The sequence below is a fragment of the cyanobacterium endosymbiont of Braarudosphaera bigelowii genome, from assembly GCF_020885515.1.
GTDB classification, from domain to species: domain Bacteria; phylum Cyanobacteriota; class Cyanobacteriia; order Cyanobacteriales; family Microcystaceae; genus Atelocyanobacterium; species Atelocyanobacterium thalassa_A.
In genome coordinates this window covers 884712-911186 of record NZ_AP024987.1, presented here as the reverse complement: position 1 = coordinate 911186, position 26475 = coordinate 884712, and the positions used below count along the sequence as shown (strand labels likewise).

The window sequence follows — 26475 nt, the reverse complement described above, 5'->3', positions numbered from 1 at the left end:
TATTTATGTAGCCCTTTAATTCATCGTTAAAATAATGTTTTATATTTCAAAGAGACTTTTTCAAGGTCTCTTAACTATATTATTAACTTCAATATTAAGCTTTATTATTATCCAAATTGCTCCGGGAGATTACTTAGATACTCTAAGGCAAAATCCTAAAATCTCACGAGAAATAATTCAAGAGCTAAATATTCGTTTTGGTCTTGATCAACCATTTTATATTCAATATTGGAAATGGTTAGCACAAGTAATAACCCATCTGAATTTTGGGGAAAGTTTTGTTTATAATCGTTCTGTATCATCTTTATTGGCGGAAAGAATACCAGCAACATTACTGCTCTCTATTTTCTCTATAGTTTTAACTTGGATAATTGCCATACCGCTAGGAATTTTAAGTGCAGTGAAACAAAATACTTGGATAGATAAATCATTAAGAATAATTAGTTACCTTGGACAAGGTTTACCTAGATTTATTGCAGCCTTAATTATTTTAATTATTGCTCAACACATATCTCCTATTTTACCAGTTGGAAACATGACTAGTTTAGAACATGATGAACTATCGTTAGTTGGCAAAATATTAGATATAGGATGGCATATGATATTACCGACAATTACCTTAAGTATTATTGGCTTTGCTGGATTAATGAGATTAATGAGAGGACAAATGTTAGATGTAATGCAAAGGAACTATATAGTAACTGCTAGAGCGAAAGGACTTTCGGAAGAAAAAGTAATATATAATCATGCATTACGTAATGCAATTAATCCCTTAGTTACTCTATTAGGATTAGAATTTGCCAATTTATTAGGAGGAGCTTTTATAGCTGAATTTTTCTTCAATTGGCCAGGGTTAGGACGTTTGATTTTACAAGCAGTCACTGCACAAGATTTGTATTTAGTCATGGGCAGTTTAACAATGAGTGCAGTAATGTTAGTTATTGGCAACATACTAGCAGATTTACTACTTGTTTTAGTTGATCCTCGAATTCAGTTAGAAAAGACATGAAAATTATTGTTTGAGATACTCTTTTTCAATGCATATAAATTAAGAATACTTTACAGATAAAACTAATATTAATTATTTATAGAAACGTAATATATAATTAATTACCTGACTAATAGATTTACTATTTATACTAAATAAGTAAATTATTTTTTTTATTGCTCGACAAAAAATGGTTGATATATTTATATATCAACCAAAAATATTACTAATTATGCATAATTAGTAATATTAAGAATAGTTTGTTAATGAGCTGTTCCATTACCTTTATAATCATCAGAATCATAGAAACCATTTTTAGTCCCAAAAAATAGGCATGATACAGTAAAAACGGCAGTTAGAATAACCAGAATTAATTTAGCATCCATAATCATATTGTTAACCTTTATATTTGAGTAATAATCTTACAATATCTTGTCTAAATTAATATAAATAGAAGTTAGTTTTCAATTACTTCTGTAGATGGATTTGCTAATAGTGGATTTATCAAACCAGAAGTTGAAGAAGGAAATTCTTCAACTTCTGGTAGAAATTCCATAATTAATTCTTTAGATACCTTAACTTTTCCTGAGAGATGTTTTAATAGTTTTGGACGAGGATCACGTAAAAGGTAAATAATTTCATCGCCAATTTGCCAATCTTGAGAAGCTTGAACTATCTGCAAACTACCTTTCCTTTTAATTAAAAGAGGTAAAACTTCTCCTTCTTTAATTAAGGTAAGAAAATGAGCTTGTTTTGGGAATAATCCTGATTCTTGAAAATGAGTAATTCCTAATTTAAACTGTCCTTCTATAAGATATTGGTTCCAGATCTTAATTAATTGTTGGTCTATGAAAGCCCGCATTATTTTTGTTTTGTTTGAAGTTTGATCCCTATTAGAATTACTAGGAAAAATAGCAAACACTCTAGGAGGTTTAAACTCCTCAACAGCACGTTGAGCTAACACCAAATTTACTTGGCCATTACTTGTCAAAGCCATAAAAGTTCCCATTGAACCAATCCCAGCCTCTTCTAAAACGTTAGGATCTAATGCACTACTCTGAAATACTGATAGACCTTCAGATTGAGCTTGATCACATGCTTCTGGATCAGTATCAATTAAAACAACTGACTCTCCTCTTTGTGTGAAAAGTTTTCCCATTAATCTTCCTAGAGAATTGCATCCAACAATAACAGCTCCTTTAGCTTCAACAGCAGTAATTTTTAATCCTTTTGCTACCCAGCGAGCAGATAAGCCTTGAATGAAGACTGTCATCATAATGGTTAAAAACACTAAAGCTTTAATTGAATCTCCACCATTGATGCCTTGTTGAGTTAGTAGAATAGCAAATAAGGATGCAATTGAAGCTGAAACAATCCCTCTTGGAGCTATCCACCCAAGAAAAAATTTTTGTCTCCAACTTAAATCACTATTAATGGTGCAAAGAATGACACTAATAGGTCTTACTATCCACATCAAAGTAAAAACTGTAAGAACACTTCCCCAGCCTAGAGCAAAAATACTGTCAATAGATAGATCTGCAGCCAAAAGAATAAACAATACGGAAACACATAAAACTGTTAATTGCCCTTTAAATCTTCTCAAAAGCCTTTCATCAGGGATAGAAGAAGCTCTAAGCACAATTCCTGCTACTACCGTTGCCATAAGACCTGATTCACTTCGAATAAGTTGAGCTAACCCAAATAGTCCCCATACTCCTGCAAGCACAACTAAATTTCGAAGATCTTCTGACAGGAAACTAGTATTCTTAAGAATAAAGCCTAGAGCAGCTCCACTAACACCACCAATGATTACACCAATTGCAAATCTCAATAATAAGCCACTAACAATTTCTAAAGGACTAGCATTGCTGTTGAGAATAGTATCAAAAACTACTACTGCTAAAATTGCGCCTACAGGATCGATAAGAACTCCTTCACTTTCTAATAATGTAGCCACTTTTCGTTCTACTTCTACCTGTTTAAGTAAAGGACTTATTACAGTTGGACCAGTAACAACAACTAAAGCGGCATAAAGAAACGCAATAGACCAAGGAAACTCTGCAAACCAGTGGGCAGCCATACCGCCACCAACCAAAGTAATTAGAGTACCAAAAGTAACTAAATTTCGGAGACTACCTGAGACTCTTCCTAGATCACGCAGTTCTAAATTTAAACCTCCTTCAAAAAGGATAATTGCTACTGATAAAGCAACTAAAACTTCTAATCCAACACCTAGTCCATGAGGATGAAGAAAATTAAAACCATCTGCACCCAATAGCATGCCAAACAAGAGTAAAAAGACAATGCTCGGAACTCTGAAAAGTTCAGCAATAACTTGAGCACTAATGCCTGCTAAAACAGCTATCACAATTTGCAAAGTGAGTTCAAAGGATAGTTCCATAAACTTATTAATGGCAGATAACTTTTAAAGGGCGTGTTGGTAAAATAGCACCCAGAATCAGTTAAGAATACAATCACAAAAATATTCAGGATACATACAAGGTTTTTTAAAATACTATTTTTGTAATAGAATAATTTATTCTCATATCTTAACATTTAGATATTAATACAATTAAGTTTCTTTATTTTAGGTACTGGCTTCAGTGTAGAGGTAAAAATCATTTCTGATAAGTAATATAGAGATTAAAGTTGAGAACTTTTAAAATTTTATAATGTGGAAAATAATCTATCTACTACTTTAATCTTCCCCCTAAATACAGAGGGAAGATTAAAAAAAAATTAGAGGAACCTAAGCCTAAGCTTCTAAGAAATAAATCATATAACGAAAATCATATCTTCTTTTGACTAATCTATTCGTAATTTGTTTCTATCAAAAATAAAATGATTATAATAATTAGTTTGTTTTTTCAGAAGATAGTTAAACCTTGTATCGATAACTTTTCATGAATAAATTTTAATTAATAGTTTGTTAAACAATATTTATATTTTTTTCATGTACAAATGTTCATGTCAAATATGTAGATACTTATTTAAGATGTTTTATTCCTTTAGCCTTTATGTATTTATACTATGTAAATAATTACCATTTTTTACAGAACAAACTCAAGATGGTTACTAACGCAAATTATGTTTAAGCAATATATTTTGAAGTGATTAAAACTTTTCTAAGGTTTCTGGTAACATTTAAATATTCGACTAATCAAAGAAATAATTAACAGTTATATGACTGTACTTCATCGAATTATTACAATTAGCAGTAAGATTTCTTGGCAAATTTGGGCAGTTCTATTAATTATATTTTCTGGGACGACAGGCTTTACAAGTACGTTGATTTTTTTAGATCCTACAATTACACCAAAATGTACTCGTTTTTTTTTACCTGTCGCTTCGATCTCAATAAAAATTTATTGTGCTCAAATAGAGGCGAAAAAAAATACTTTAGAAGGTTTTTTAAGAGCGATTAATTTGATCCAAATATTTCCCGAAAAGCATTCTCTTCATAGTGAAATTAAATATAATATTAAAAAATGGACAATAGCCATCTTAGATATTGCTGAAGAGAAATTTCAGCAGGGGCAGTTACAACAAGCTATTAATATAGCTCAAAAAATACCTACTAACAGCGATACTTATGACATAGTGACTCAAAGAATTAAGAAATGGAATAATTCCTGGAATGAAGGTGAAAAAATCTTAGTAAGGGTGGAAAGTCAGTTGCACAATTTTAGTTGGAATTTAGCTTTCAGAGAAGTATTAATGCTTCTTGATCTTCCTAATAAATATTGGGCTACTACTGGATATAATGATGCAATTAAAAAAATAAGACTAGCAAAAAAAGAGAGTGGTCAACTAGATAATGCATTTATTTTATTAAATCGTGGTGGAGTTGATAACTGGCTAACTACAATAAATGACTCTCAGAAAATAAATTTTGATAGTTATGCGTATCGGAAAGCTCAAAGTTTGATACAAGATGCTGAATCTAAAATAAGTAATCATATTAATGAATTGATTGAGAATAAAAATTGGTCAACATTATTAGAAGTAATTAATAAAGTTTCAGATAAAAATATATTTACTGATAAAGTTGAAGACTGGCATGTTATTGCTAAGGCAGGATTGGATGCCAACAAAGGGACAGTAGAAAGTTTGAAACTTGCGATACTGACACTTAAAGCAATCGACTCAAATAGTTCTCTTTATCAAAAATCAAATAATTTAGTGGATATGTGGGAATTAGATATAAAGTACATAGCTTATCTTCAAAAATCTAGAAAATTAGCTATTCAAGGCACCATTAAAGATTTAAAAACAGCAGTTCAATTAATAGAACTAATACCTCCTAACAACTCTCATTATCAAGAAGCTAAAAAGGAAATTGATAAGTGGAATAATTTAATACAAATTGCAGAGGATAAACCAATTTTAGATAAAGCTAAAAATTTAGCTGAAGGAGGTAATATTTTAGACTTAAAAAGAGCAATTAATGAGGTAAATTCAATTGGTTCAAAACGTGCACTTTCAACTCAAGCAAAAGAAAAAGCTTATCAATGGTACATAGATATTCAACGAAAAGAAGATCAATTAATTTTAAACCAAGCAATTATCATAGGAAACACTAAAAATTATGAATTAGCTATTCTCGTCGCTAAAAAAATCACTTCAGATCGACCACTCTATGGGAAGATACAAAATGATATTAAAAAATGGCAAATAGAAGTTAAAGCTAAAAAAGATTTAAAGAAAGCTTATTTAGTAGCTCAATCACAAACTCCTCAATCTTTAGTTTCCGCTATTTCCATCGTACAAAATATTCCACCTTCAACAGATGTAAGTCCTCAAACAAAGAAATCCTTGAAGCGTTGGAGTTTTCAAATACTATCTATGGCTCAAAAATTAGCTGATCGTTCTCTATTTAATGAAGCAATTCAACTAGCAAAAATAATTCCTGAGAAAAGCCCAGCATATAATTCTGCCAAGACTAGGATATTAACTTGGAATAACTTATTAAAATAAGCATATTCTATTATGTTATTTATATATGAGACTAAATCATAATTGATTAATATTAAGAGTTCTGTTCTTAGTTTTCACAGTTTAATTAGTGTATTTAACTCTTTTTCGTGAAAGTCGTTACCATAGATAAAAATTATAAAAAATCAACACATCTCATGTATTCTTCTAATATTCTTTATCCTGTAGCAATGATTGGGACTACTAATCAGGCTTGCAGTCTTTTACATCCTCTTTGTCAAGATTTAAGAGGAATACTTTATATGCCAGAAAAGTTACCCTTAATTGACGAAAAAACCCTTTATTATCACAGTCCTCTTAAAAATCATTTGGCTGATATTTTTTTAAAAAATCGTGCTCTAGTATTTTGCTTGGCAGCTGGAGCTGTAGTTCGTCTTATTGCTCCATTATTAAAAAGTAAAACTCATGATCCAGCTATTATTGTCATAGATCCAGAAGGTAAATTTGTTATTAGTCTATGCGGCGGGCATCAAGGAGGAGCAGATAAATTAACTAAATTAATTGCGAGTTACTTAAATGCAGAGCCAGTTATAACTGGTGTATCAAATACTCTAAATTTACCGGGTATTGATATATTAGGATTCCCCTTTGGATGGAGAAGAGGAGCAGGAAAATGGAAAGATGTAAGTTATGCGATCGCTTGTCAGAAAACTGTACAAATAATACAAGAAGGCGGCTCATTTCTTTGGAGAAAAAACTTTTTAAATAATTATAATTTTAAATTTTCCTTACCTGATATTAAAAGGGATCAAAAATCAACATCATATATTATCATTAGCCATAGAAAGTATCCTCTAGATACAAAAGCTGATATTCCCACTATACAATGGTATCCCCGAGTATTGTGGATAGGTATAGGATCCACAAGAGGAGCATCTTATAAACTGATTTCTGATGCTATATCTACAGTTTTTGATCAACATGGCTTAGCACCAGAAGCAATAGCTGGGATAGCATCTGTTGATTTAAAAAAAGATGAAATTGGTATTATTAAATATTGCCAAATTAAGCAGTTACCTTTCTTTACCTATTCTGTGAATACTCTAGATAAGGTTAGTGTTCCTAATCCTTCAGCAATTGTAAAGCAAGAATTAGGAACTGCTAGTGTGGCAGAAGCTGCTGCTATTTATAGCTCTAATTATTTTTTTAATAATGATACTGTTCTTTTAGTCTCTAAGCAAATTGTAAAATTTGAAGATCAAGCAGTTACTATCGCTATAGCCCAAAGCAGTACAGAATATATAGGAAGAAAAGGAAAATTATATTTAGTAGGGATAGGGCCTGGAAGTTTAGATCAAATAACTCCTGCAGCAAAGAAAGCAATTGCTGAAGCCGATGCTATTGTCGGTTATTCTTTATATTTAGATCTCATAAAAAGTTTATTTCACCCTGGTCAAATTATTGAAGATTTACCTATTACTGAAGAAGAAAAACGTGCGGAAAGATCAGTTGAACTAGCACAATGGGGACTAAATGTTGTAGTTATATCATCAGGTGACTGTGGTATTTATGCTATGGGAGGGTTAGTACTAGAAAAACTTAAAAATACTTACAAAAAAGATAATATTATCGATATCAAAATTTTTCCAGGAATTACAGCTTTACAAGCTGCTGCCGCTAGGGTTGGTACACCTCTAATGCACGATTTTTGTGCAATTAGTTTAAGTGATCTATTAACACCTTGGAGTGTAATTAAAAAACGTTTAAAAGCTGCTGCTCAAGGAGATTTTGTTACTGCTATTTATAATCCAAAATCAAAAACTAGAACACATCAAATTATTGTGGCTCGAGCCATCTTTTTAAAATATCGTGATCCAAATACTCCTGTTGCTTTAGTTCGCTGCGCATATCGTAAAAATGAAACCATAGTGCTTACAACATTGAACGAAATGTTAGGATATTATATAGATATGTTAACTACTGTACTTATTGGCAATCATAGTACCTTTTTTTATAAAGACCTAGTGATTACACCAAGAGGATACCATCATAAGAAAATGCAGAAATAATGTAATTCTATGTTTTATTTCATTTATTCAATGTAGATTTTTTAATTATTAAGATAATAGATTTTAAAGATTCAATAAAAATATAATGTATATTTATTAATATGCTTGATCAAAACTTAGCTACTAACTATATTCAGAATAACGATAGAAAGAACTTAGAAGTTAATCAAATTTTTTCATCAGCTGATAATTTTCTCAGCAGACATATAGGGTCGAATAGTCAAGAAATAGATGCAATAATCAATATACTAGGCTTCTCTAATATAGATCAACTAATTGATACAATAATACCTCATCACATAAGATATCACAAAAATCTCAGTTTACCAGAACCTAAAAGTGAACATGAAGCATTAGCTCAATTAAAGTCTTTTGCTTCAAAAAACAAAGTATTTCGTTCTTATATTGGAATGGGATATCATGACTGTATTACTCCTTCAGTAATTCAACGTAATATTTTAGAAAACCCTAGTTGGTATACAGCATATACTCCTTATCAAGCAGAAATATCACAAGGTAGGTTAGAAGCTCTTATCAATTATCAAACAATGATAATTGAATTAACTGGACTTGAAATTGCTAATGCTTCGCTTCTAGATGAAGGAACAGCTGCGGCCGAAGCAATGAGTATGAGTTATTTCTTATGTAAAAACAAAACTGCTCATACTTTCTTTGTTTCTTCTTTGTGTCATCCACAAACTATACAGGTTCTTCAAACTCGTGCAAATCCCTTAAATATTAAAATTATCGTAGATGACCATAGAACTTTTAAATGTGACGATAATATCTTTGGTGCACTTCTACAATATCCTGCTACGGATGGTTCGATACATGATTATCGTTGTTTCATTGAAGACATTCATGAAAAAAATGCTTTAGTTACTGTTGCTGCCGATTTACTAAGCTTAGCTCTAATTACTCCTCCTGGAGAATTTGGAGCTGATATTGCAATAGGTACTACACAACGTTTTGGTGTACCTCTAGGATATGGTGGACCACATGCTGCATACTTTGCAACAAGAGAAAGGTATAAAAGGCAAATTCCAGGACGTATCGTTGGAGTTTCTAAAGATGTAAGAGGAAACCCTGCTCTTAGATTAGCATTACAGACTAGAGAACAGCACATTAAACGTGAAAAGGCAACAAGTAATATCTGTACTGCACAAGTTTTACTAGCAATAGTCGCAGGGATGTATGCTGTTTATCATGGACCTGAAGGGATAAAAAATATTTCTTTAAAAATATATAAACTAGCTGTCATACTAAAAGATGGTCTAAAAAAGTTAAATTATGTTGTAAGCAATGATCCATTTTTTGATACGATTAACTTAAGTTTAGAGAAAGATAGACAAAATAGAATTATTGAAACAGCGTTAGAGAAAAAGGTAAATTTACGATTATTCAAGAAAGGGGTAATCAGCATTAGTCTAAATGAAACTACAACTGTTGATGATATAGTTGAGCTCTGGCAAATTTTTGCGGAACAAGATAAGCTACCATTTTCTATCGAAGAAGTAATAAATAAAGCAGATTTTCATTTGCCCCTTAATCTCGAACGTACTACACCATATCTTATAGATCCAATTTTTAGTAGCTATCATTCTGAGAATGAACTCATTAGATATTTGCATCAGCTAGAAAAAAAAGACTTAGCCTTAAATACTTCTATGATCCCTCTAGGATCATGTACTATGAAATTAAATGCTACTGCAGAGATGACGCCTGTAACTTGGCCTGAGTTCAGTAAAATTCACCCTTTTGTTCCTCTTGACCAAGCACTAGGATATGGTATCTTGTTTCAGCAATTAGAACAATGGTTAGGAGAGATAACAGGTTTTTCTGGAATATCATTGCAGCCCAATGCAGGTTCTCAGGGTGAATATGCAGGATTGCAAGTAATTCTTCGCTATCATAAAGCGCATAAAGAAATTCAAAGAAATATATGTCTCATTCCTGAATCTGCTCACGGGACAAACCCTGCTAGTGCAGTAATGTGTGGCATGACAGTTATAGTAGTAAAGTGCGATAAAAATGGAAATATAGACATTTTAGATTTAAAACAAAAAGCTAAAATGTATGAACATAATTTAGCAGCATTAATGATTACCTATCCTTCCACCCATGGGGTTTTTGAGAAACAAATCATAGATATTTGTAGTATTATTCATCATCATGGTGGACAAGTTTATATGGATGGGGCCAATATGAATGCTCAAGTTGGACTAATGCGTCCTGCTGATATCGGAGCCGATGTTTGTCACCTAAATTTACATAAAACTTTTTGTATTCCTCACGGAGGAGGAGGTCCAGGAGTAGGACCTATCGGCGTTAAGTCTCATCTTGTCCGTTTTCTTCCTAATACCAACATAGAAAAATATATGAATCCTTATGATATTAAAGAAGTAAATCTTGATTCTATAGGTGCAGTATCTGCTGCCCCATGGGGGAGTGCTAATATTTTAGTAATTTCTTGGATGTATATTGCTATGATGGGGAGTAAAGGCTTAACTCAAGCTACAAAGATAGCTATTCTTAATGCTAACTATATTGCTCATCGTTTATCTAGTTACTATCCTATTTTATTCAAAGGAGATTCTGGATATGTAGCACATGAATGCATTATTGATCTACGCCCTCTTAAAAAACAGACGTCAATCGAAGTAGAAGATGTTGCAAAAAGATTAATGGACTTTGGCTTTCATGCACCTACAATCTCTTGGCCTGTAATAGGAACAATGATGATAGAGCCAACTGAAAGTGAAAATCTACCAGAATTAGATCGTTTCTGTAATGCTATGATAGCAATCTATGAAGAAGTAAAAATGATTGCAAGTGGTGAAATTGACCGTACCAATAATCCCTTAAAAAACTGTCCTCATACTGCTATAGAAATAGCTTGTGACGAATGGAATCGGCCTTATTCGAGAGAAAAAGCTGCTTATCCCTCTCCTTGGACAAAAAAAAATAAATTCTGGCCATCAGTAGGACGTATTGATAATGCGTTTGGAGATAGAAATCTTGTATGTTCATGTGATGGAATGGAAGCATATAAACAAGACTAAGGATATGTTATATCATCAGTCTAATATTAGTTATCCTCAAAGAATAGAGAACTAAAAATCGTTTGTATTTATCTAATTAGTTTTTTATAAAAAATTCAATGAAACCAAATATTGAGATATTAAATTTATTTAAACTTGCTTCTGGAGACGAAATATCCATTCAAATATATAAGTTTATCGGTAAGCAAAGCGATAAGAAAATCTATATTCAATCTAACTTACACGGTTCAGAAATTGTAGGTAATTCAGTGATTCATCAACTAGTTGATTTTTTATCTACTCTGGATAAAAATCAAATTGATGGAGAAATATGGTTAGTTCCAGTATGTAATCCGTTAGGAACGAATCAAAGAAATCATTTTTTTTCATCAGGACGTTTCAATAGTTATGATGGTAAGGACTGGAATAGAATATTTTGGGATTATGAAAAGGTTTTTCTTGGCTTAAAAGATTTTGTTAAAAATAACTTTAATTTTGATTGTTTAACAATACGAGAAAACTTTTTAAAACAACAAAAAGCTGCATTCTCTCAACATGCTGAAAAAATCCAAAGCCCTAGTAGTGCCCCTTTGTTCGAACAATATCGCTATAAACTGCAATCTCTTGCTATGGATGCAAATTATTTAATTGATATTCATAGTTCAAGCAATAAATGTATAGACTACCTTTTCTGTTTTCCCGGAGAACAAGAAGAAAATGCTATATATTTCAAACTTGATTATGGAATTCTAATGAATACCTTTGATGGAGATAGCTTTGATGAAGCTTTTTTAAAGCCTTGGTTAGCATTACAAAAAGAGTTTCGAAAATTAGGAAGAGAAATAGTCATTGATCGAGAATCATGGACATTAGAATTAGGTTCAGGAATGGAAATGCAGCCAAAATCTGTAATTGCTGGAGTTTCTGGAATTAAAAATTATTTGGTAAAAAAAAATATATTGAAATTACATAATTATTCTTTAGGGAAAACAAAAATACATTTAGTTTCTCGTGAAAAAATAAAAAATTATTACGCTCCAACGGGAGGAATGATTCAAAGTAGATTAATTCTTAAAACTCAAGTAAAAACAGGGGATAGACTTTATCAAATTATAAGTTTTAACAAGCAGGGAAAATTGCCTGAGGTTATAGATATTTATGCAGAAAAAGCCGGCTTTGTTTTTGATCTATCTACTAATTTTTCAGTTAATCAAGGAGAATATGTTTTAAGTATTTTTAGTTTAAATTAATACTTAAATTTTTTCTATTGTTAATAGAATTAAGAGAACGATTATGTTTAAAATATGCTTCCATAACTTGACGGACTATTGGTGCTGCGATAGTTCCACCTCCGCCACCAGAATGTTCAACAAAAGCTACAACAACAATTTCTGGACTATTGTAAGGAGCAAAACCTCCAAACCAAGCATGAGATTTTCTAGGAGGAGCTTCAGCTGTACCGCTTTTTCCAGCCACAGGAGGTAAGCTTGGAACATTTAAAATCTTTCCAGTTCCTGATAAGACTACTGCTCTTAAGCCTTCTCTCAGAGTTCTAATTGTACTAGACTTAAAACCTATATAACTTTTTAGATATTCTTTCTCATAAACTTTTTTTAATAGCTGAGGCTTTATTCTGTACCCACCATTAGCTATAACGGAAAACATGATAGCCACTTGTAAGGGAGTAGCTTTGGTGAATCCCTGGCCAAGAGACATATTAACTGTATCTCCGTCAGTCCAATTTCCCTTATGTTTCTTTTTCTTCCATATATTATCTGCAATTAGTCCAATTTTTTCTTCTTCTAATTCGATTCCCGTTTTTGAACCGAAACCATAAAGACGTGCATATCTAACTAGATCATCTTCTCCTATCTTTAGACCAATTTGCCCATGAAAAGTATTACTACTCAATGCTAAAGCTTTTATGTAACCTATTTTTCCAAAGCCTAATCTATTCCACTCTCTAAAATGGGTTCCTCCTACACTTAAATAAGGAGAAGTTGATAATATAGTATCCGGAGGATACTTACCTGATTCCATAGCTGCAGTAGATGTAACTATTTTGAAAGTGGAAGCAGGGGGAAAGCCTTGCAAAACTCGATTAAGAAGAAATGCATCTTTCTGTTGTAACTGCTTCCAAGTTTTGGGGGCAAGCGGAGTTGAAAAAAAGTTAGGATCAAAAGTAGGGCTACTAGCCATTGCTAGAATTTGTCCTGTATATGGTTCAATAGCAACGACAGCTCCTGTACGTTGTCTCAAGGCGAATTCAGCAGCCTTTTGTATATCAAGATCAAGAGTGACAGTAATATCTTTACCTAGTTTTGCTGCTTTACGTCCCAATACTTTAGTGATTTTACCTGCTCCATTTACCTCTAACTCAATACCTCCCCATTCACCTCTTAACTTTTTTTCATAGGCAGACTCGATTCCCATTCTTCCAACAGAATCACCTAAAAGATAACCTTCAGACTGCTTTTCTTTTAATTCCTGACTACTTAACTCTCCAATATATCCTAGTATATGAGCACCTATTTCTTTATTAGGATAATTACGAATATTTTCAATATCCATTTCTAATCCGTCGAGCTCCTCTTTGAATTCTTCTAATGCAGTTATTTGAGCAGGATTAAGCCGACTAGCAATTTTAATTAAAATTGAAGAAGAATATCCCGTCTTTTTATTTATACTCTCACTTATCTTAGCTTCAATATTTTCTTCAGAAATAGAAAGTAAGTGTGCTAAAGATTTTCTATTTTTAGGCCAATTAGGCTGGCTAACAACGACAGGCCATAAATAAACTGAATGACTAAAACGGTTTGAAGCTAAAATACGTCCTTTTCTATCAAATATAGTACCTCGGATAGGTGGTTTTGGCATGACACGGACACGATTATTTTCAGATTTACCTCTGTAATTTTTACCTTCTACTAGCTGTAAAAAAAACAAACGGCTGCCTATAGCTCCTAACAAAACAAAACTGATAAACATCATTATTAATAATGATTGACTATTTTGTCCGATAGTTAAGTTATTCTTCTTTTCCCTAAAAATTCGAAAGCCATAATTCTTTTTTTTAATTAAGTTTTGCCAATGGAATTGAGAGCCTTTTTTTTTCCACATATTGCTAACGAAATCTGAATTTAAAACTTTCAGGATAGTTCTTTTTATTTTGGGTATTTTACCATTAAACTTCTAGTAAAAAAAATTGGAGTATAACAATCATTCATCTATTTTAAAAATCTTGATTTATACATATTTCAGTAATTTAAGAGTGTTATATATCCATTAATATGAGAACTTTTCCAGATAATTATTTAAATTAAAAAAGTAGCTTTTCATAATATTAAAAAATAATGATACTATATTCCGTATATACACTTAACAAGAAATGGTACTAAAAAAGTAAACATAAAAGTTAAAGGTAATCCGACACGAGTAAAGTCTAAAAAACGATATCCTCCAGGCACATAAACCATAGTATTTGTTTGGTATCCTATAGGAGTAATAAAACTATTAGAAGCTGCAAACATTACTACTAGCATGAAAGAGACGGGATTAAATCCAAAGCCTTCTGCTACCTCTACAGCAACTGGTAACATTAATAAAACAGATGTATTGTTTGAAAGTATTTCAGTAAATAGAGCAGTAACAAAATAAAAAAGAACTAAGACTAAATAACCAGGAATATAATTTCCCATGCTAATGATGTGTTGAGCTATCCAATAATTAGTACCAGATTTTTCCATGGCAATCCCTAAAGGAATTAGTCCTGCCAACAAAAAAATAATATCCCAACGAACTGTGCCATAGATTTCTCCAGGCTTAAGACATCCAGTAAAAATCATTAGCATGACACCTACTAAGCTACTAACTAGAATTGGTAATATCTCTAATGCAGCAATAGTAACAACGCCAAAAATGATGACAATGGCTATATAAGCTTTGTTTTGTCGTAAGGTTTCAATATCTCTTTCCTCAAGGACTAATAGTTCTCGTGTTGTCTGTAATCCAATAAAACTTTCTTTTGGGCCCTGAACTAGTAATAAATCTCCAAATTTTAGACGTACTTTTCCTAATCTGGTTCGTAATAACTCTTCTCCTCTACGAATAGCAATGACAGTAGCATTATATCTTTGGCGAAAACGTAAATCTTTCAGTGTGGAGCCTATCAATCGTGAATTAGACAGTATGAGAACTTCAGCTATTTTATCTTCTCTATAATTAATTTCGTCTTTAAATTGCCTCTTATCAAATTTAATATTAGCTAAAATATCAACTCCTTTTTCGTCTCTAATCTGTAATAAATCTTCTTTGCTTCCACGGACTAATAATATATCTCCTAATGATAAAACTCTATCAGCTAAAGGTTGTGGAAAATGAATATTATTATGAATTATTTCTAATACATCAATATCAAACTTTCTCTGAATTTTACTTTGGCGTAAGCTTTGTCCGACTAAGTTAGAGCGTGGAGTAATAATAATTTCACTAACATAATCTTTCATTCCATAATCAACATTAAACCCATCATTATTGATTGATTTACAATCTGGTAATATTCGAGAACTAAAAAAAGTTAAATATATTAATCCAATAATAAATACAGGAATTCCGATAGGGGTAATTAAAAATATGCCAAACTCCCCATAACCTAACTGCTTCGATAACCCACTTGCTAATATATTAGTAGAAGTTCCAATCGTAGTAATAACTCCTCCTAAAATGGCTGTATAAGACAGTGGAATAAGTAATTTTGATAAAGAAATTTTCTGCTTTTTACCAAAAGCTTCTACTATTGGTAGGAAAACAGCAACGACTGCAGTATTATTAATAAAAGCACTAATAGAGCCTACCATAATACCCATAAGAGCAATCTGTTTATTTAAGTTTTTTCCTCCAATCTGAAATAGAATATCTCTAACAACTTGTAATCCTCCAGTCCTAGTGATTCCACCACTTAAAATAAACATAGCCATTACAGTAATAGTCGCAGAATTACTAAAACCAGATGTACCTTCTTCAGGAGTTACTAGTCCACATACAATTAATATAACTGTAATTCCAATAGCTGTAGTATCTGCAGGGAAAAATTCAAAAATAAAACTAATTAGAGCTGAAAATAGAATTATTAATGTTAAAACAATGGGTGGAATAGACATAATAAAACTACCATACCTAGTAAAAGATTCTCATCGTAACACGTCAATGAAAAGATAAGTTGATGAGGAAAAAAAATAACTAATTAAATTTAATATAAATATTTCGGGCTAATTTAACTTTAAGTTAGGATAAAAGGTGAAACATTTGTATCAGATTTTTACTAGTTTAAAAAATATAAATAATATTCTATAACACTACAGTAAATATTATATTTACTATCTTATAAATTTACTATCTTATAAAAAAGATTAATCTTTTTTATAAATTAAGATACAACTAAAAGTAAATAATATATATGTTTTTAGTTGTATAAATTTTACAAGATGTTATATTAAAATCGTTAATTCTAACAGTTAATATATTCAATAATTATTGTTAATTATTGAATATATTAACTAACATACAAATACAGCTAAGAAACTTTTATGTAATTTATTAAAATAATATGATCGAAAAAATCTTAACTTCAAGTTGAGTTGAAATTTAATCTGCTAAAATATAAATATGAACTAGTATATTGTGAGAAAACAATGTTAATTCTACCAGGGACAACTGTCAAAATTATTAATCCTGACGATATTTATTATTGTTTTGAAGGCTTGGTGCAAAGAGTCAGCGATGGAAAAGCTGCTGTTTTATTTGAAGGGGGAAACTGGAGTAAATTAGTTACTTTCCCTTTGTCCGAGATTGAGGCAATTACTCCTAAGACCAAAGTTAAGGAAAAAAAGTAGCTATGTAGTTTAGATATATGAAATTTTAAACTTATGTAGAACTGCTACAAGCAATCATCGTATTTTCTTAAAATTTGGTGAAGCCTTTAAATGAAAACAAAATTTCTGAAGTTATAACATGATAAACTTCAGATATATGTTTTTTCTTAAGTTACTAGGTATTTAAATCTTACATAAAAGTACTAATTAATCAGAATATGGAAAAGCTTGTCAAATGTCACATATAATATTCTTGCTTGTATCACATCTTTTTCTTTAACTCAAATTAATAAGTTAACACTAAAGTTATACAATCGAATTATATTGCAGAGACATAATTTTCTGTTCAGTGTTTAAAATTAAAACATTTAAGCTTTCCAGTGATGCTTCTGTTTGGAGGTTGGTGCAAGTTTTAGATGAAGAGTCAGAAACTGTGATTGTAGCTATTATTACTTATGCAACTTGTTACTCTTATAGACTTTGAACATCAGCTAGAGGACTACGATAACCGGTAACAGAGTTATGAGAACAGCAACTACAAATATTTACAAAGTGTAAGGCGATAATTATTGGTTTTAGGGATTTCTTCCCTTTCCGAGATGAAACTATATCTACTAATATTCGCCATCTTGCTCTCCCCAAATTGATCAAGCAGCTTATTAATACAAAGAAAAAAAAATTATTAGCTTTAGTAAAAAATTCGAGTTTTTAATAACTTTACTGTAAGTTAAATATACCTCAATAAGTACTCTAATCGTAGCTTCTAAAAAAAATATGTATTTACTAGAGAAGGCTAATAAAAGTTGGTTAGTTTTAATGAGTAAAACTCTAGAAATTTTCCTGGAGGATAATTATGACTACTATATTCTTAATCAAGTAATTACTTAATTCTTTGTCTGATCCCTTAAAACCTCAGTTACTTTGTCAACAACATAAAGTTCATAAGCAATATAAAATTTCAACAAAAATAAATTTTTATTTTATTGCTATTCTCTGTAGTATATCTGCCTTATAATTTTCTCTAGAACCATAAAAGCATGAGAGTCAAAGAATTAAATCGAGAGAAATTTATGGATGCTTCTGAGGCTTCATTGGGTAACCTTAGCAAGATTATAAATGATGGTAGTAGAGTAAAAGCCGAATCTCATTTATTTCAATCACATACTATTGATATCAAGCAAGCACGTATAGAAGCACAAGGAAAATGGGTAAGTTCAATCTCTGCTCTAGAAACATTACTTCTATCTTATTTAGAACCAACTGTAGTCAATAAAGAAAATTGCCAAGGACTTATATTATCAGCTCCAACTCCAATTTTATGTCATCCTGCTCTCATAAAAATATTACATACTGGTATTTTTACTTTACAAACTAATACACTTAATCTCTGGAAGCAATTTAAACTTCCTGCAGACATCAACTGTTCTAGTCAAATTCATCCTAATATTTTAAGTGTAATGGAGTTACCAATACTCCCACAGGATCCTCTCGCATCTGAACAATTTTGTTTAATTTTAACTTCTCAGTTTTCTTTAATGATAGTTTTAGGGGAAAATCCTCTAGGTTTTCCTACATTTCAATTTACATTTGATCCAGAAATTAACTATAAAGGATGGCTAAGATTACGCTTTGGCCTCAATACATTGAATTATTCTCAATTATTTGAGTTAGACCAGTTAGTTCAAAAGTTTATACCTATTTTTCCCCGTTGCCAAATTATTGAAGAATTTAGTCGTCTACTGCTCCATAATTTTACTTCTATATCGACAATAATCTATAAGAAAAATCTATGTAATAAAGATTTAAATACAATAAATGAAAATAATCATTTATCCAAAAATATTTCTCTTAATGTTGAAAAGGCAAATGATCTAGATTTACTTCGAGCACTAAGTCATGAAGTTCGTACACCTCTAACAAGTATTCGAACAATGACTAGGTTATTGCTTAAATACCAAGATTTAGAACCAAAAATCACTCAATTACTAGAAAACATAGATCAAGAATGTAGTGAACAGATTAACCGAATGGAATTGATTTTCCGGGCCACTGAATTAAAAAGTAAAAACTATCAAAACTCATCTGTTGAATTAGTTAAAACTTCTTTAGAAACCCTGTTAAATAGATGTATACCTCGCTGGAAGAAACAAGCACAACGTCGAAATATTGATCTTGATGTAGGGCTACCTAAAACATTACCCCAAGTAGTTAGTGATCCCCGAATGCTAGATAAAGTCTTAACATCTTTAATCGAAAAATGTACTCGGAGTCTTTCTGGGCAAGGTTTAATTCGAATTCAAGTTAGTACTGCAGGACATCAATTAAAATTACAATTTCAGACAGAATCTTATGGACAGCACAATCCTCTTGAAGCTCTAGGACAAGTATTAATGTTACAACCTGAAACAGGTAGTGTTAGTTTAAACTTGGATGTAACAAAAAATCTCTTTCATCGATTAGGTGGCAAATTAATTGTTCGCCAACGTTCAAGAAGAGAAGAAACTTTTACCATTTTCTTTCCTCTAACATAGTGTAAAAAAATTCTATTTTTTTATACTATGAGTTAACAACTGTATTAAAAAATTAATTACTGAATATATTAATAAAGATTACCAAGAAAATATTATTGATTTTGTATATCTTCAAGACACTAGCAATATAGTTAATTGTTAGTTAGATTTTTTTCAATAAAGTTTGTATATGTTTCTCCTTCTAAGAATGCTGGTACTTCTATTACTTTTTTATGAAAGTCAATTGTCGTAGGAACTCCAGTAATAGCACATTCTTTTAATGCTCTTTTCATTCTTTTAATAGCAGTTGAACGGTCTGGTCCCCAAACAATTAATTTTCCAATCAAAGAATCATAATATGGAGGAATTTCGTAATCGGTATAAATATGAGAATCCATTCTGACTCCCGGACCTCCAGGTGGAAGATATCCACTTATCTTACCAGGATGAGGACGGAAATTGAAATTTGGATCCTCAGCATTAATACGACATTCTATTGAGTGACCTTTTAATATAATATCGCTTTGCTTTAACTTTAACCTTTCTCCTTGAGCAATAGAAATTTGTTTTTTAATTAAGTCTAATCCTGTAATCATTTCTGTTACTGGGTGCTCGACTTGAATACGAGTATTCATTTCCATAAAGTAAAAATTATTCTTACTATCTACTAAAAATTCGATAGTACCAGCTCCAACATAATTAATAGATTTGGCAGCTTTGATAGCCGCATCTCCCATTTTCTTCCTAAGTTGAGGGGTTAAAAAATGGCTAGGTGCCTCTTCCAAGAGTTTTTGATGTCGGCGTTGAATAGAGCAATCTCTTTCTCCTAAATGGATTACATTTCCATAACTATCTGCTAAGATTTGGAACTCAATATGACGTGGGTGTTCAATAAATTTTTCTAGATAGACACTAGGATTTCCAAAAAAAGCTTCCGCTTCTCCTTGTGCTGCTTGAAATAATTTAGAAAATTCACTTTCTTCTCTCACCAGACGCATTCCACGTCCACCACCACCTGCTGTAGCTTTGATAATTACAGGATAACCAATATCACGGGCAATACTTAAGGCATTCTCTTGACTTTCCAATAGTCCCCAACTACCAGGAATAGTTGGGACTCCGGCCTTCTGCATTGTTTTTTTTGCAGTTGACTTATCTCCCATAGCATAGATAACTTCAGGAGAAGGGCCAATAAACACTATTTTATGATCAGCACAGATCTCTGCAAATCTTGCATTTTCGGATAAAAATCCATAACCAGGATGAATTGCTGTCGCATTATGAGTTAAAGCAGCTGAAATAATATTAGGAATATTTAGATAACTTTTACTACTTGAAGGTGGACCAATACAAACACTTTCATCAGCCAGTTGAACATGGAGTGATTGGCGGTCTATTGTAGAATGAACAGCTACTGTATTGATACCAAGTTCTTCACAACTATGTAAAATTCGTAAAGCTATTTCCCCGCGATTGGCAATTAATATTTTGGAAAATTGCATAATTTTACCCGTATATTGGATAGGAGTATATGGTAAGAATTTAGTTATGTTTTTTCAGTATCAGTCAAGACTAAAACTAGAACAAGTTATCTTACAATTACATCTTTTAAGGTGGTCGATATCATTCATATGATTATAAGCTAAGTTATTTTAGCCTAATTTATGATTTTTAGTAAAGAATTATCACTCTGTTTCCTACTATAGAATGATTAATTTATCGCTTTGAAAGTAATCTTAAATGAATTTCAAAGTCATAAATAATCTTAAAAATATTTAATCAAGATTCGAATAAGCAATAGTTAATACTTATTCGAATCTTGATTAAATATTTTTAAGATTATTCGATATCTAGTAACTCAATGTCAAAAACCAATACAGCATTGGGAGGAATAACACTACCTGCTCCTCTTGAACCATATCCTAAAGCAGGTGGAATGATTAATTTTCTTTGACCTCCAACTTTCATAGAAGAGACTCCCTCCTCCCAACCTTTAATTACTTGTCCAATACCTATCTTGAAAGAAAAAGGTTGATTGCGGTCATAAGAACTATCAAATTTTTTACCATTTTCGAGAGTACCTATATAATGAACAGAAACAAATTGCCCAGTCTTAGGATAAACTCCACTACCTTCTTGAGTGTCGACATACTTTAGTCCTGAAGTAGTAGTAATAGTTTTTTCTAAATTCATATTTTTAATTTTTTGTTAACAATATTAAATAAAGTGTAAGTATATTTACTTTTTAGAAAGAGACTAGATTCATAAATATTTCGATTGTCAAAGTTGAGATTATTAATAATAAACTTCAAACCTTGATAATATTAAAATTAATGAAGATTTTTCGCATAATTTTTTTTCTAAATTGAATCTTGTTAGTTCCAGGACTTATTCTCGAGATCTCTGACTTGATGCTCTAAACGATCAATCCTTCCTCTTAATTCGTCTATTTCTGATTGTCTTGGAACACCTAAATCTCGTAGAATATTACGAATTTCGCGCTCTATATTTATTTCAAAACTATTTTGTCCGACTTTAATTTGGCCTAGTAGTTCATCAACAAAACCTTGAGCTTGATCAGGATTAATTTTGCCCTCTTTTACCCATTCTTCACTAGCTTCCTTTAATTTTTCAGCAGCCATTGAAGTTGTACCGATACCCATAAGTACTAATTGTCTAATCCAGTCATTATTCTCTGTGTTAACTTTGTCTCCATTCATAATACTAATTTAATAAAATAACTTTAGTTTTATCTCTAAATTTACATTAAGAAACGGTTTTTTGTAATTAGAGAAATTTATCATAGAAAATGATATACTTATCAAGTATAGCAAGCATAATTTCTATTTTGTATTTTGTCCATAAATTATTGATATCATTTTAAATTGATATTTAATATTTTTAAATATTTATGATAAAAGTTCATTTGACATAAGTAGTAATATATTTAAAAAATTTCTATCATTGATGATAATCTCATATTTTTATATTTTTTTAAAGAAATAATTAATATTTATTTGAACCAATTTCTAGGTAAATACGATGAACTTTTATCTGGAGTTCTTTTTTTTACGTTTATATATAAAAAATTGTAAATACCATTGCAACAAAAAAAAAAGTTTGTTATAGTTATATACGGTACCGAAACAAAGTTCATGCCGGGATAGCTCAGTTGGTAGAGCAGTGGACTGAAAATCCTCGTGTCGGCGGTTCAAGCCCGCCTCCTGGCATAAATAAACTATGATATTTTTTACTCATATAGTAAGAAATGTCATAGTTTACTTAATTTTTATGTCAAATATACCTTGCTTATAGAAGTCTATACTTATTCATCCAATAATTTTTCATATCATAATTTCTAAATATAATCAATTATGAACTGAATACTATCTATTCGGGAAAAATCCTCAACTTGACAACCTTCTCTCTTAACTCATCAAGTGGTACTTCAACGACTTCTTCGCTTAATGATTCTAAAGATGTTAACATTGACCTTAGATTAGGGCTACTTTCTCCAGTGTTAATATATAGTTTATCCGAAATATTTTTTAGACGTTTCCAAGCTATATAAAATTTCACTACTATTTGTTCCAGTTGAGAAGCTTGTTGAATCAAATTTACGGTAGTGTTTAAGCAATCTAATCTTATCGATTCTTCTAATACCATTTCTATATCTAGATGAATTTTCTCATTTTTTAAAGTTTGCAACTGTGCAGCGGCATCTAAACATTTAGCTAAATTTTTTGAATCTTTAGTTAATAGCTTAATATTATCTATTTCAGAATTCTTAAAAACTTCTTTTTGAATACTTTTTAGATGACAATCAGGTAAACTCTTCATTGCTTGAACCAATGGAGCTACATGATGAGACATTAATATTCCTTGCTCAATTTTGTCTTTAATTTTAGTAGGTAATACGTCAGAACTCATAGTACTCCACTCATCTGATAATTGTTTAACCTCTCTACAAGTAATATGATCTCCGTTTTTTGCTGCTTCACTAATTATCTTTTGTACTTCTGGCTCTGATTTTGCTGTTTCTATAAAAGCACGCTTGCTAAAATTATTAATAGAATCAATACATAGATCTCCCTCTTCGAAAAGTTTATCAGCACTTTCAGCTAATTGAATTAACCTATAAGCTTGGTTCTTCGAAATTTCTCGCTCCTTTAGCCAATGTATAAATCCTGTTTTTAGATTATTGCCTTGTTTTTTTTCGCGATCACGAGCTGCTCTTAGAATTCTGCCTCGCCAGATATCTGTTTGTAGATCAAAACGATCACAAACTTCCCACACCATATTTAATTGTTTCTGAAAATCTATCTCTTCTATTTCAATATTTTCTGGGTTAGGCAAATTAAAATTGAAAATATCAGAATTGTTAATAGCGCTATGAATATCATTAGAAGATGGAAAATCAAATTTCATAGAAGTTAATGTTACTTATGATTGATAAAAACAAAATAGAAAAATTTACAAAAGTAAATTGTTTTTATTTTGAAGAATTTGATAACTAAAAGTCATATTATTAATTACGTTTTAGTTCTACTGTGTACTATTACTAATAATTTATGCTATTTAAAAGAATACTTAAAATTGTTAGATTATACTATTTTACACAGGACATACATTATAAATCCTTCTTTTAATTATTAGAATAGAAACAGCTATAATACATGACATTTATACTAAAATATACTTTTTTATACATATTTAAATTTTTTAAATATGCTAAGCTACCTCACAAATATGATGATAAATTTGGAATAACTGCTTTATGACAAATCACTATGATGAGAAAACACTATATAAAAAGTCTAAGTCAAGGATAAGTACTAAAAAAACTAAATTACGTTTTTTAGATATAAAAGAGAATAAAGAAAAATTTGTAGAAAAAATATTAGTATCGTATAACAGACTTCAAAATCCTTCTAAAATAATTGCAATATTTTTAGGGTTAGTTATTAGTTTATCAATCCTAAATAGTATTATAAATATGATCATATCTTTGATTGCTATATGCATAGTCTTGAGTTCGATATACATATTTTATAAAAGATAAATTTATATCTTAAGTTATATCGCCTTATTATCAATACTTAGCTTTATTTATTTTTATGATAAATAATTTTATACTCATATATTTTCCAAACTAACTATTATTAATATCACGTGAGATATAATAATTATTAATCTATAGAGTTATAATTAAATTATTTAAAAAATTAAAACACATATACTATCTAATAATCATTGTCTGAAACACATATTCCTTTACATTTAATATTATTATCAACAGTTCTTTTACAGTGTAAGCAAAGGATAATTTGATCTGATTTTGTCCTTATTGGTTGTTTTTTTAGTTTTATATTATGAGATTTATAAGTAATGGATTTTAAAATAGACATGATAACTAATTTTGACATTATATGCAGTATATATCTTCTCTAAAATAAAATTCAAACTATATGTATGTTGATATAAATTTTGAATTTGATATTAACTTAGCAAAATAATATGTATTTTAGATCTAATATATTAAATAAGATGCTCGATACATTAATATATGTTTATGATTTGAGGTTGTTACTAAAATGACGTGAAACACGGTTTGCCCAATATTTAATATCATAAGTGCTGACAGTTTTATACATTTCAGTCATTTTTTCTTCTTGTTCTTCTTCAGACATATCTAAAGCTTTATCGATAGCTTCATCCATTAATTTAGTTGAGTAAGGGTTCACTAAAATTGCTTGAGGTAATTCAATAGCTGCTCCAACAAATTCTGATAAAATTAGCACACCATTTCTTCCCTCATGAGCAATAATGTACTCTTTAGCAACAAGATTTAATCCATCTCTTAAAGGTGTTGTCCAGCAAATATCAGCAGCTTTGTAATAACAGAATAAATCTAGTAGGGAAACAGGTTTAGTAAATAATGAAACTGGTGTCCAATCCAGGCTAGAATAGCGACCATTAATTGCACCTACCAGTTGTTCGACTTGATATTGTGCTTCTTTATATATTCTTATTTCAGTAGCTGCTTGTACACAAGTAAGTATAAAATTGATTTTTCCATGTAACTCAGGACGACGTTTTAATAAGCGATTAAAAGCTTCTAGTTTTTGTGCATTTCCTTTAACATAATCAACTCTTCCAGCTGCAATGATTGTTTTGCAGCCATGAAAACTTTTCTTGATTTTCCTAAATCTTTCTATTGCATATTCGGAATGTAAAACTTGTAAGACATCTTTTGGATTAGTACCTACAGGAAATGCATCAATTTTAATAATTTGGTTATTATGTTTTATTTTAGTAGTAAAATCTGGTTGCGCTAGAGCAGTTCCTATAGCAGTCAAATGTTTTGGAACTTGCTGTTGTTCTAGAATATCAATGGAGCGTAAACTTTTAGTCGCGTTGATAAAGTTTTCAGAATAGCGAGGAATATGAAAACCTACTAAGTCACAACTAAGTAAACTATCTATAATTGCTTCTCTCCATGGAAGAATATTGAAAATATCAACAGGAGGAAAAGGTGTATGGTGAAAAAAAGCAATACGAATATTTGGTTTCTTTTGTCTTATAAAGTAGGGAGCCAACCATAAATTATAGTCATGTACCCAAACTAATGCATTATCTTCTGCATATCTACAAGCAGCTTCAGCAAAAAGACAATTAATCTCTACAAAATTATTCCAATTTGAAGATTCACTGGTGAAGTGATAGGGAAAAGAATGGAGAATAGGCCAAAAAGCTTCTTTTGAAGTTATGTAATAGAAGCTTTTTACTTGTTCAGGACTTAAAGGTATACGAAAGACATGGTAGTTTCCATCATCTTCTACACTTACCTTTTCACTAAAATTATTTTTCTGTTTCTCTGTAACTTGTTTCCAAGCTATCCAAGTTCCTTGAAAATTATTAGCAAAAAAACTTTTCAAAGTTGGAATAATTCCATTAGGACTTTTCTGCGGGACATAACGTATAGTACCATTTTCAATTACTTCATCATGAGGCTCGCGATGGTATAGAATAACAAGTGAAGATTTCATAAATCTAGGTTTT

The 26475-nt window shown here is 30.8% G+C and carries 17 protein-coding genes, 1 tRNA gene and 1 pseudogene; 9 read left to right on the top strand and 10 right to left on the bottom strand.

Features of this window, described 5'->3' with window-relative positions:
- Window positions 1-34: 34 nt before the first annotated feature.
- Window positions 35-1009, top strand: coding sequence for an ABC transporter permease (locus LPC16_RS03825; RefSeq protein ID WP_229636875.1), 975 nt, complete (start codon window positions 35-37; stop codon window positions 1007-1009).
- Between the two features lie 242 nt (window positions 1010-1251).
- On the opposite strand, the gene LPC16_RS06185 is transcribed toward LPC16_RS03825, so the two are convergent.
- Window positions 1252-1374, bottom strand: coding sequence for a DUF8629 family protein (locus tag LPC16_RS06185; protein ID WP_040054282.1), 123 nt, complete (start codon window positions 1372-1374; stop codon window positions 1252-1254).
- Window positions 1375-1445: 71 nt separating this feature from the next.
- Window positions 1446-3389 carry a cation:proton antiporter gene (locus tag LPC16_RS03820; RefSeq protein ID WP_040054233.1) on the bottom strand — a complete coding sequence of 648 codons (1944 nt, stop codon included), beginning with the start codon at window positions 3387-3389 and terminating at the stop codon, window positions 1446-1448.
- 782 nt (window positions 3390-4171) lie between these two features.
- On the opposite strand from LPC16_RS03820, the gene LPC16_RS03815 reads away from it, so the two are divergent.
- From LPC16_RS03815 to LPC16_RS03800, 4 genes are all read left to right on the top strand, one after another.
- Window positions 4172-5965 (top strand): chromosome segregation ATPase, encoded by a 1794-nt coding sequence (locus LPC16_RS03815; protein WP_229636874.1) that lies wholly within the window; start codon window positions 4172-4174, stop codon window positions 5963-5965.
- Window positions 5966-6120: 155 nt separating this feature from the next.
- Window positions 6121-7992: a precorrin-3B C(17)-methyltransferase gene (cobJ, locus tag LPC16_RS03810; protein WP_229637716.1), complete on the top strand. Its 1872-nt coding sequence runs from the start codon at window positions 6121-6123 to the stop codon at window positions 7990-7992.
- A 101-nt stretch (window positions 7993-8093) separates the two neighbouring features.
- A complete protein-coding gene (gene gcvP, locus LPC16_RS03805) occupies window positions 8094-11054 on the top strand; it encodes an aminomethyl-transferring glycine dehydrogenase (protein WP_229636873.1) in 2961 nt (986 codons plus the stop codon).
- A 98-nt stretch (window positions 11055-11152) separates the two neighbouring features.
- Window positions 11153-12283 carry a M14 family zinc carboxypeptidase gene (locus LPC16_RS03800; protein ID WP_040054231.1) on the top strand — a complete coding sequence of 377 codons (1131 nt, stop codon included), beginning with the start codon at window positions 11153-11155 and terminating at the stop codon, window positions 12281-12283.
- Here LPC16_RS03800 and mrdA read toward each other — a convergent pair.
- Window positions 12270-14153, bottom strand: a complete 1884-nt coding sequence (gene mrdA / locus LPC16_RS03795) for a penicillin-binding protein 2 (protein ID WP_229636872.1) — start codon at window positions 14151-14153, stop codon at window positions 12270-12272. The genes LPC16_RS03800 and mrdA overlap by 14 nt on opposite strands.
- 239 nt (window positions 14154-14392) lie before the next feature.
- Window positions 14393-16192: an SLC13 family permease gene (locus tag LPC16_RS03790; RefSeq protein ID WP_040054230.1), complete on the bottom strand. Its 1800-nt coding sequence runs from the start codon at window positions 16190-16192 to the stop codon at window positions 14393-14395.
- Window positions 16193-16723: 531 nt separating this feature from the next.
- Between LPC16_RS03790 and LPC16_RS03785 the strand changes: the two genes are divergently transcribed.
- Both LPC16_RS03785 and LPC16_RS06180 read left to right on the top strand, forming a co-directional pair.
- Window positions 16724-16924: an NAD(P)H dehydrogenase subunit NdhS gene (locus LPC16_RS03785; RefSeq protein ID WP_040054229.1), complete on the top strand. Its 201-nt coding sequence runs from the start codon at window positions 16724-16726 to the stop codon at window positions 16922-16924.
- Between the two features lie 328 nt (window positions 16925-17252).
- Window positions 17253-17387, top strand: coding sequence for a hypothetical protein (locus LPC16_RS06180; RefSeq protein ID WP_261345095.1), 135 nt, complete (start codon window positions 17253-17255; stop codon window positions 17385-17387).
- On the opposite strand, the gene LPC16_RS03780 is transcribed toward LPC16_RS06180, so the two are convergent.
- Entirely contained in the window at window positions 17375-17554 is a 180-nt protein-coding gene (locus tag LPC16_RS03780; protein WP_229636871.1) for a hypothetical protein, read from the bottom strand. The genes LPC16_RS06180 and LPC16_RS03780 overlap by 13 nt on opposite strands.
- 386 nt (window positions 17555-17940) lie before the next feature.
- On the opposite strand from LPC16_RS03780, the gene LPC16_RS03775 reads away from it, so the two are divergent.
- On the top strand, window positions 17941-19434 hold the full coding sequence (locus LPC16_RS03775; RefSeq protein WP_229636870.1) for a sensor histidine kinase: 1494 nt from the start codon (window positions 17941-17943) through the stop codon (window positions 19432-19434).
- Between the two features lie 131 nt (window positions 19435-19565).
- Here the strand turns inward: LPC16_RS03775 and accC are convergent, their stop codons facing one another.
- The 3 genes and pseudogenes from accC to LPC16_RS03760 all read right to left on the bottom strand — a co-directional run bounded on the left by accC (window position 19566) and on the right by LPC16_RS03760 (window position 22133).
- Entirely contained in the window at window positions 19566-20915 is a 1350-nt protein-coding gene (gene accC / locus LPC16_RS03770; RefSeq protein WP_229636869.1) for an acetyl-CoA carboxylase biotin carboxylase subunit, read from the bottom strand.
- 337 nt (window positions 20916-21252) lie between these two features.
- Window positions 21253-21585, bottom strand: a pseudogene (locus LPC16_RS03765) (FKBP-type peptidyl-prolyl cis-trans isomerase); the annotation flags it as partial.
- A gap of 203 nt (window positions 21586-21788) precedes the next feature.
- On the bottom strand, window positions 21789-22133 hold the full coding sequence (locus LPC16_RS03760; protein ID WP_040054227.1) for a phasin family protein: 345 nt from the start codon (window positions 22131-22133) through the stop codon (window positions 21789-21791).
- 437 nt (window positions 22134-22570) lie between these two features.
- Between LPC16_RS03760 and LPC16_RS03755 the strand changes: the two genes are divergently transcribed.
- Window positions 22571-22643 (top strand) — tRNA-Phe (locus LPC16_RS03755).
- 160 nt (window positions 22644-22803) lie between these two features.
- Here LPC16_RS03755 and LPC16_RS03750 read toward each other — a convergent pair.
- Together LPC16_RS03750 and ggpS are read right to left on the bottom strand one after the other, a co-directional pair.
- A complete protein-coding gene (locus LPC16_RS03750; RefSeq protein ID WP_229636868.1) occupies window positions 22804-23841 on the bottom strand; it encodes a hypothetical protein in 1038 nt (345 codons plus the stop codon).
- 1142 nt (window positions 23842-24983) lie between these two features.
- The gene (gene ggpS / locus LPC16_RS03745; RefSeq protein WP_229636867.1) at window positions 24984-26462 is read right to left on the bottom strand and encodes a glucosylglycerol-phosphate synthase; all 1479 of its coding nucleotides are present in this window, start codon (window positions 26460-26462) and stop codon (window positions 24984-24986) included.
- Between the last annotated feature and the right edge of the window lie 13 nt (window positions 26463-26475).

Coding starts and splice junctions, on each gene's coding strand:
- LPC16_RS03825 (WP_229636875.1), top strand. CDS start 35: ATGTTTTATATTTCAAAGAGACTTTTTCAAGGTCTCTTAACTATATTA.
- LPC16_RS06185 (WP_040054282.1), bottom strand. CDS start 1,374: ATGGATGCTAAATTAATTCTGGTTATTCTAACTGCCGTTTTTACTGTA.
- LPC16_RS03820 (WP_040054233.1), bottom strand. CDS start 3,389: ATGGAACTATCCTTTGAACTCACTTTGCAAATTGTGATAGCTGTTTTA.
- LPC16_RS03815 (WP_229636874.1), top strand. CDS start 4,172: ATGACTGTACTTCATCGAATTATTACAATTAGCAGTAAGATTTCTTGG.
- cobJ (WP_229637716.1), top strand. CDS start 6,121: ATGTATTCTTCTAATATTCTTTATCCTGTAGCAATGATTGGGACTACT.
- gcvP (WP_229636873.1), top strand. CDS start 8,094: ATGCTTGATCAAAACTTAGCTACTAACTATATTCAGAATAACGATAGA.
- LPC16_RS03800 (WP_040054231.1), top strand. CDS start 11,153: ATGAAACCAAATATTGAGATATTAAATTTATTTAAACTTGCTTCTGGA.
- mrdA (WP_229636872.1), bottom strand. CDS start 14,153: ATGTGGAAAAAAAAAGGCTCTCAATTCCATTGGCAAAACTTAATTAAA.
- LPC16_RS03790 (WP_040054230.1), bottom strand. CDS start 16,192: ATGTCTATTCCACCCATTGTTTTAACATTAATAATTCTATTTTCAGCT.
- LPC16_RS03785 (WP_040054229.1), top strand. CDS start 16,724: ATGTTAATTCTACCAGGGACAACTGTCAAAATTATTAATCCTGACGAT.
- LPC16_RS03775 (WP_229636870.1), top strand. CDS start 17,941: ATGAGAGTCAAAGAATTAAATCGAGAGAAATTTATGGATGCTTCTGAG.
- accC (WP_229636869.1), bottom strand. CDS start 20,915: ATGCAATTTTCCAAAATATTAATTGCCAATCGCGGGGAAATAGCTTTA.
- LPC16_RS03760 (WP_040054227.1), bottom strand. CDS start 22,133: ATGAATGGAGACAAAGTTAACACAGAGAATAATGACTGGATTAGACAA.
- LPC16_RS03750 (WP_229636868.1), bottom strand. CDS start 23,841: ATGAAATTTGATTTTCCATCTTCTAATGATATTCATAGCGCTATTAAC.
- ggpS (WP_229636867.1), bottom strand. CDS start 26,462: ATGAAATCTTCACTTGTTATTCTATACCATCGCGAGCCTCATGATGAA.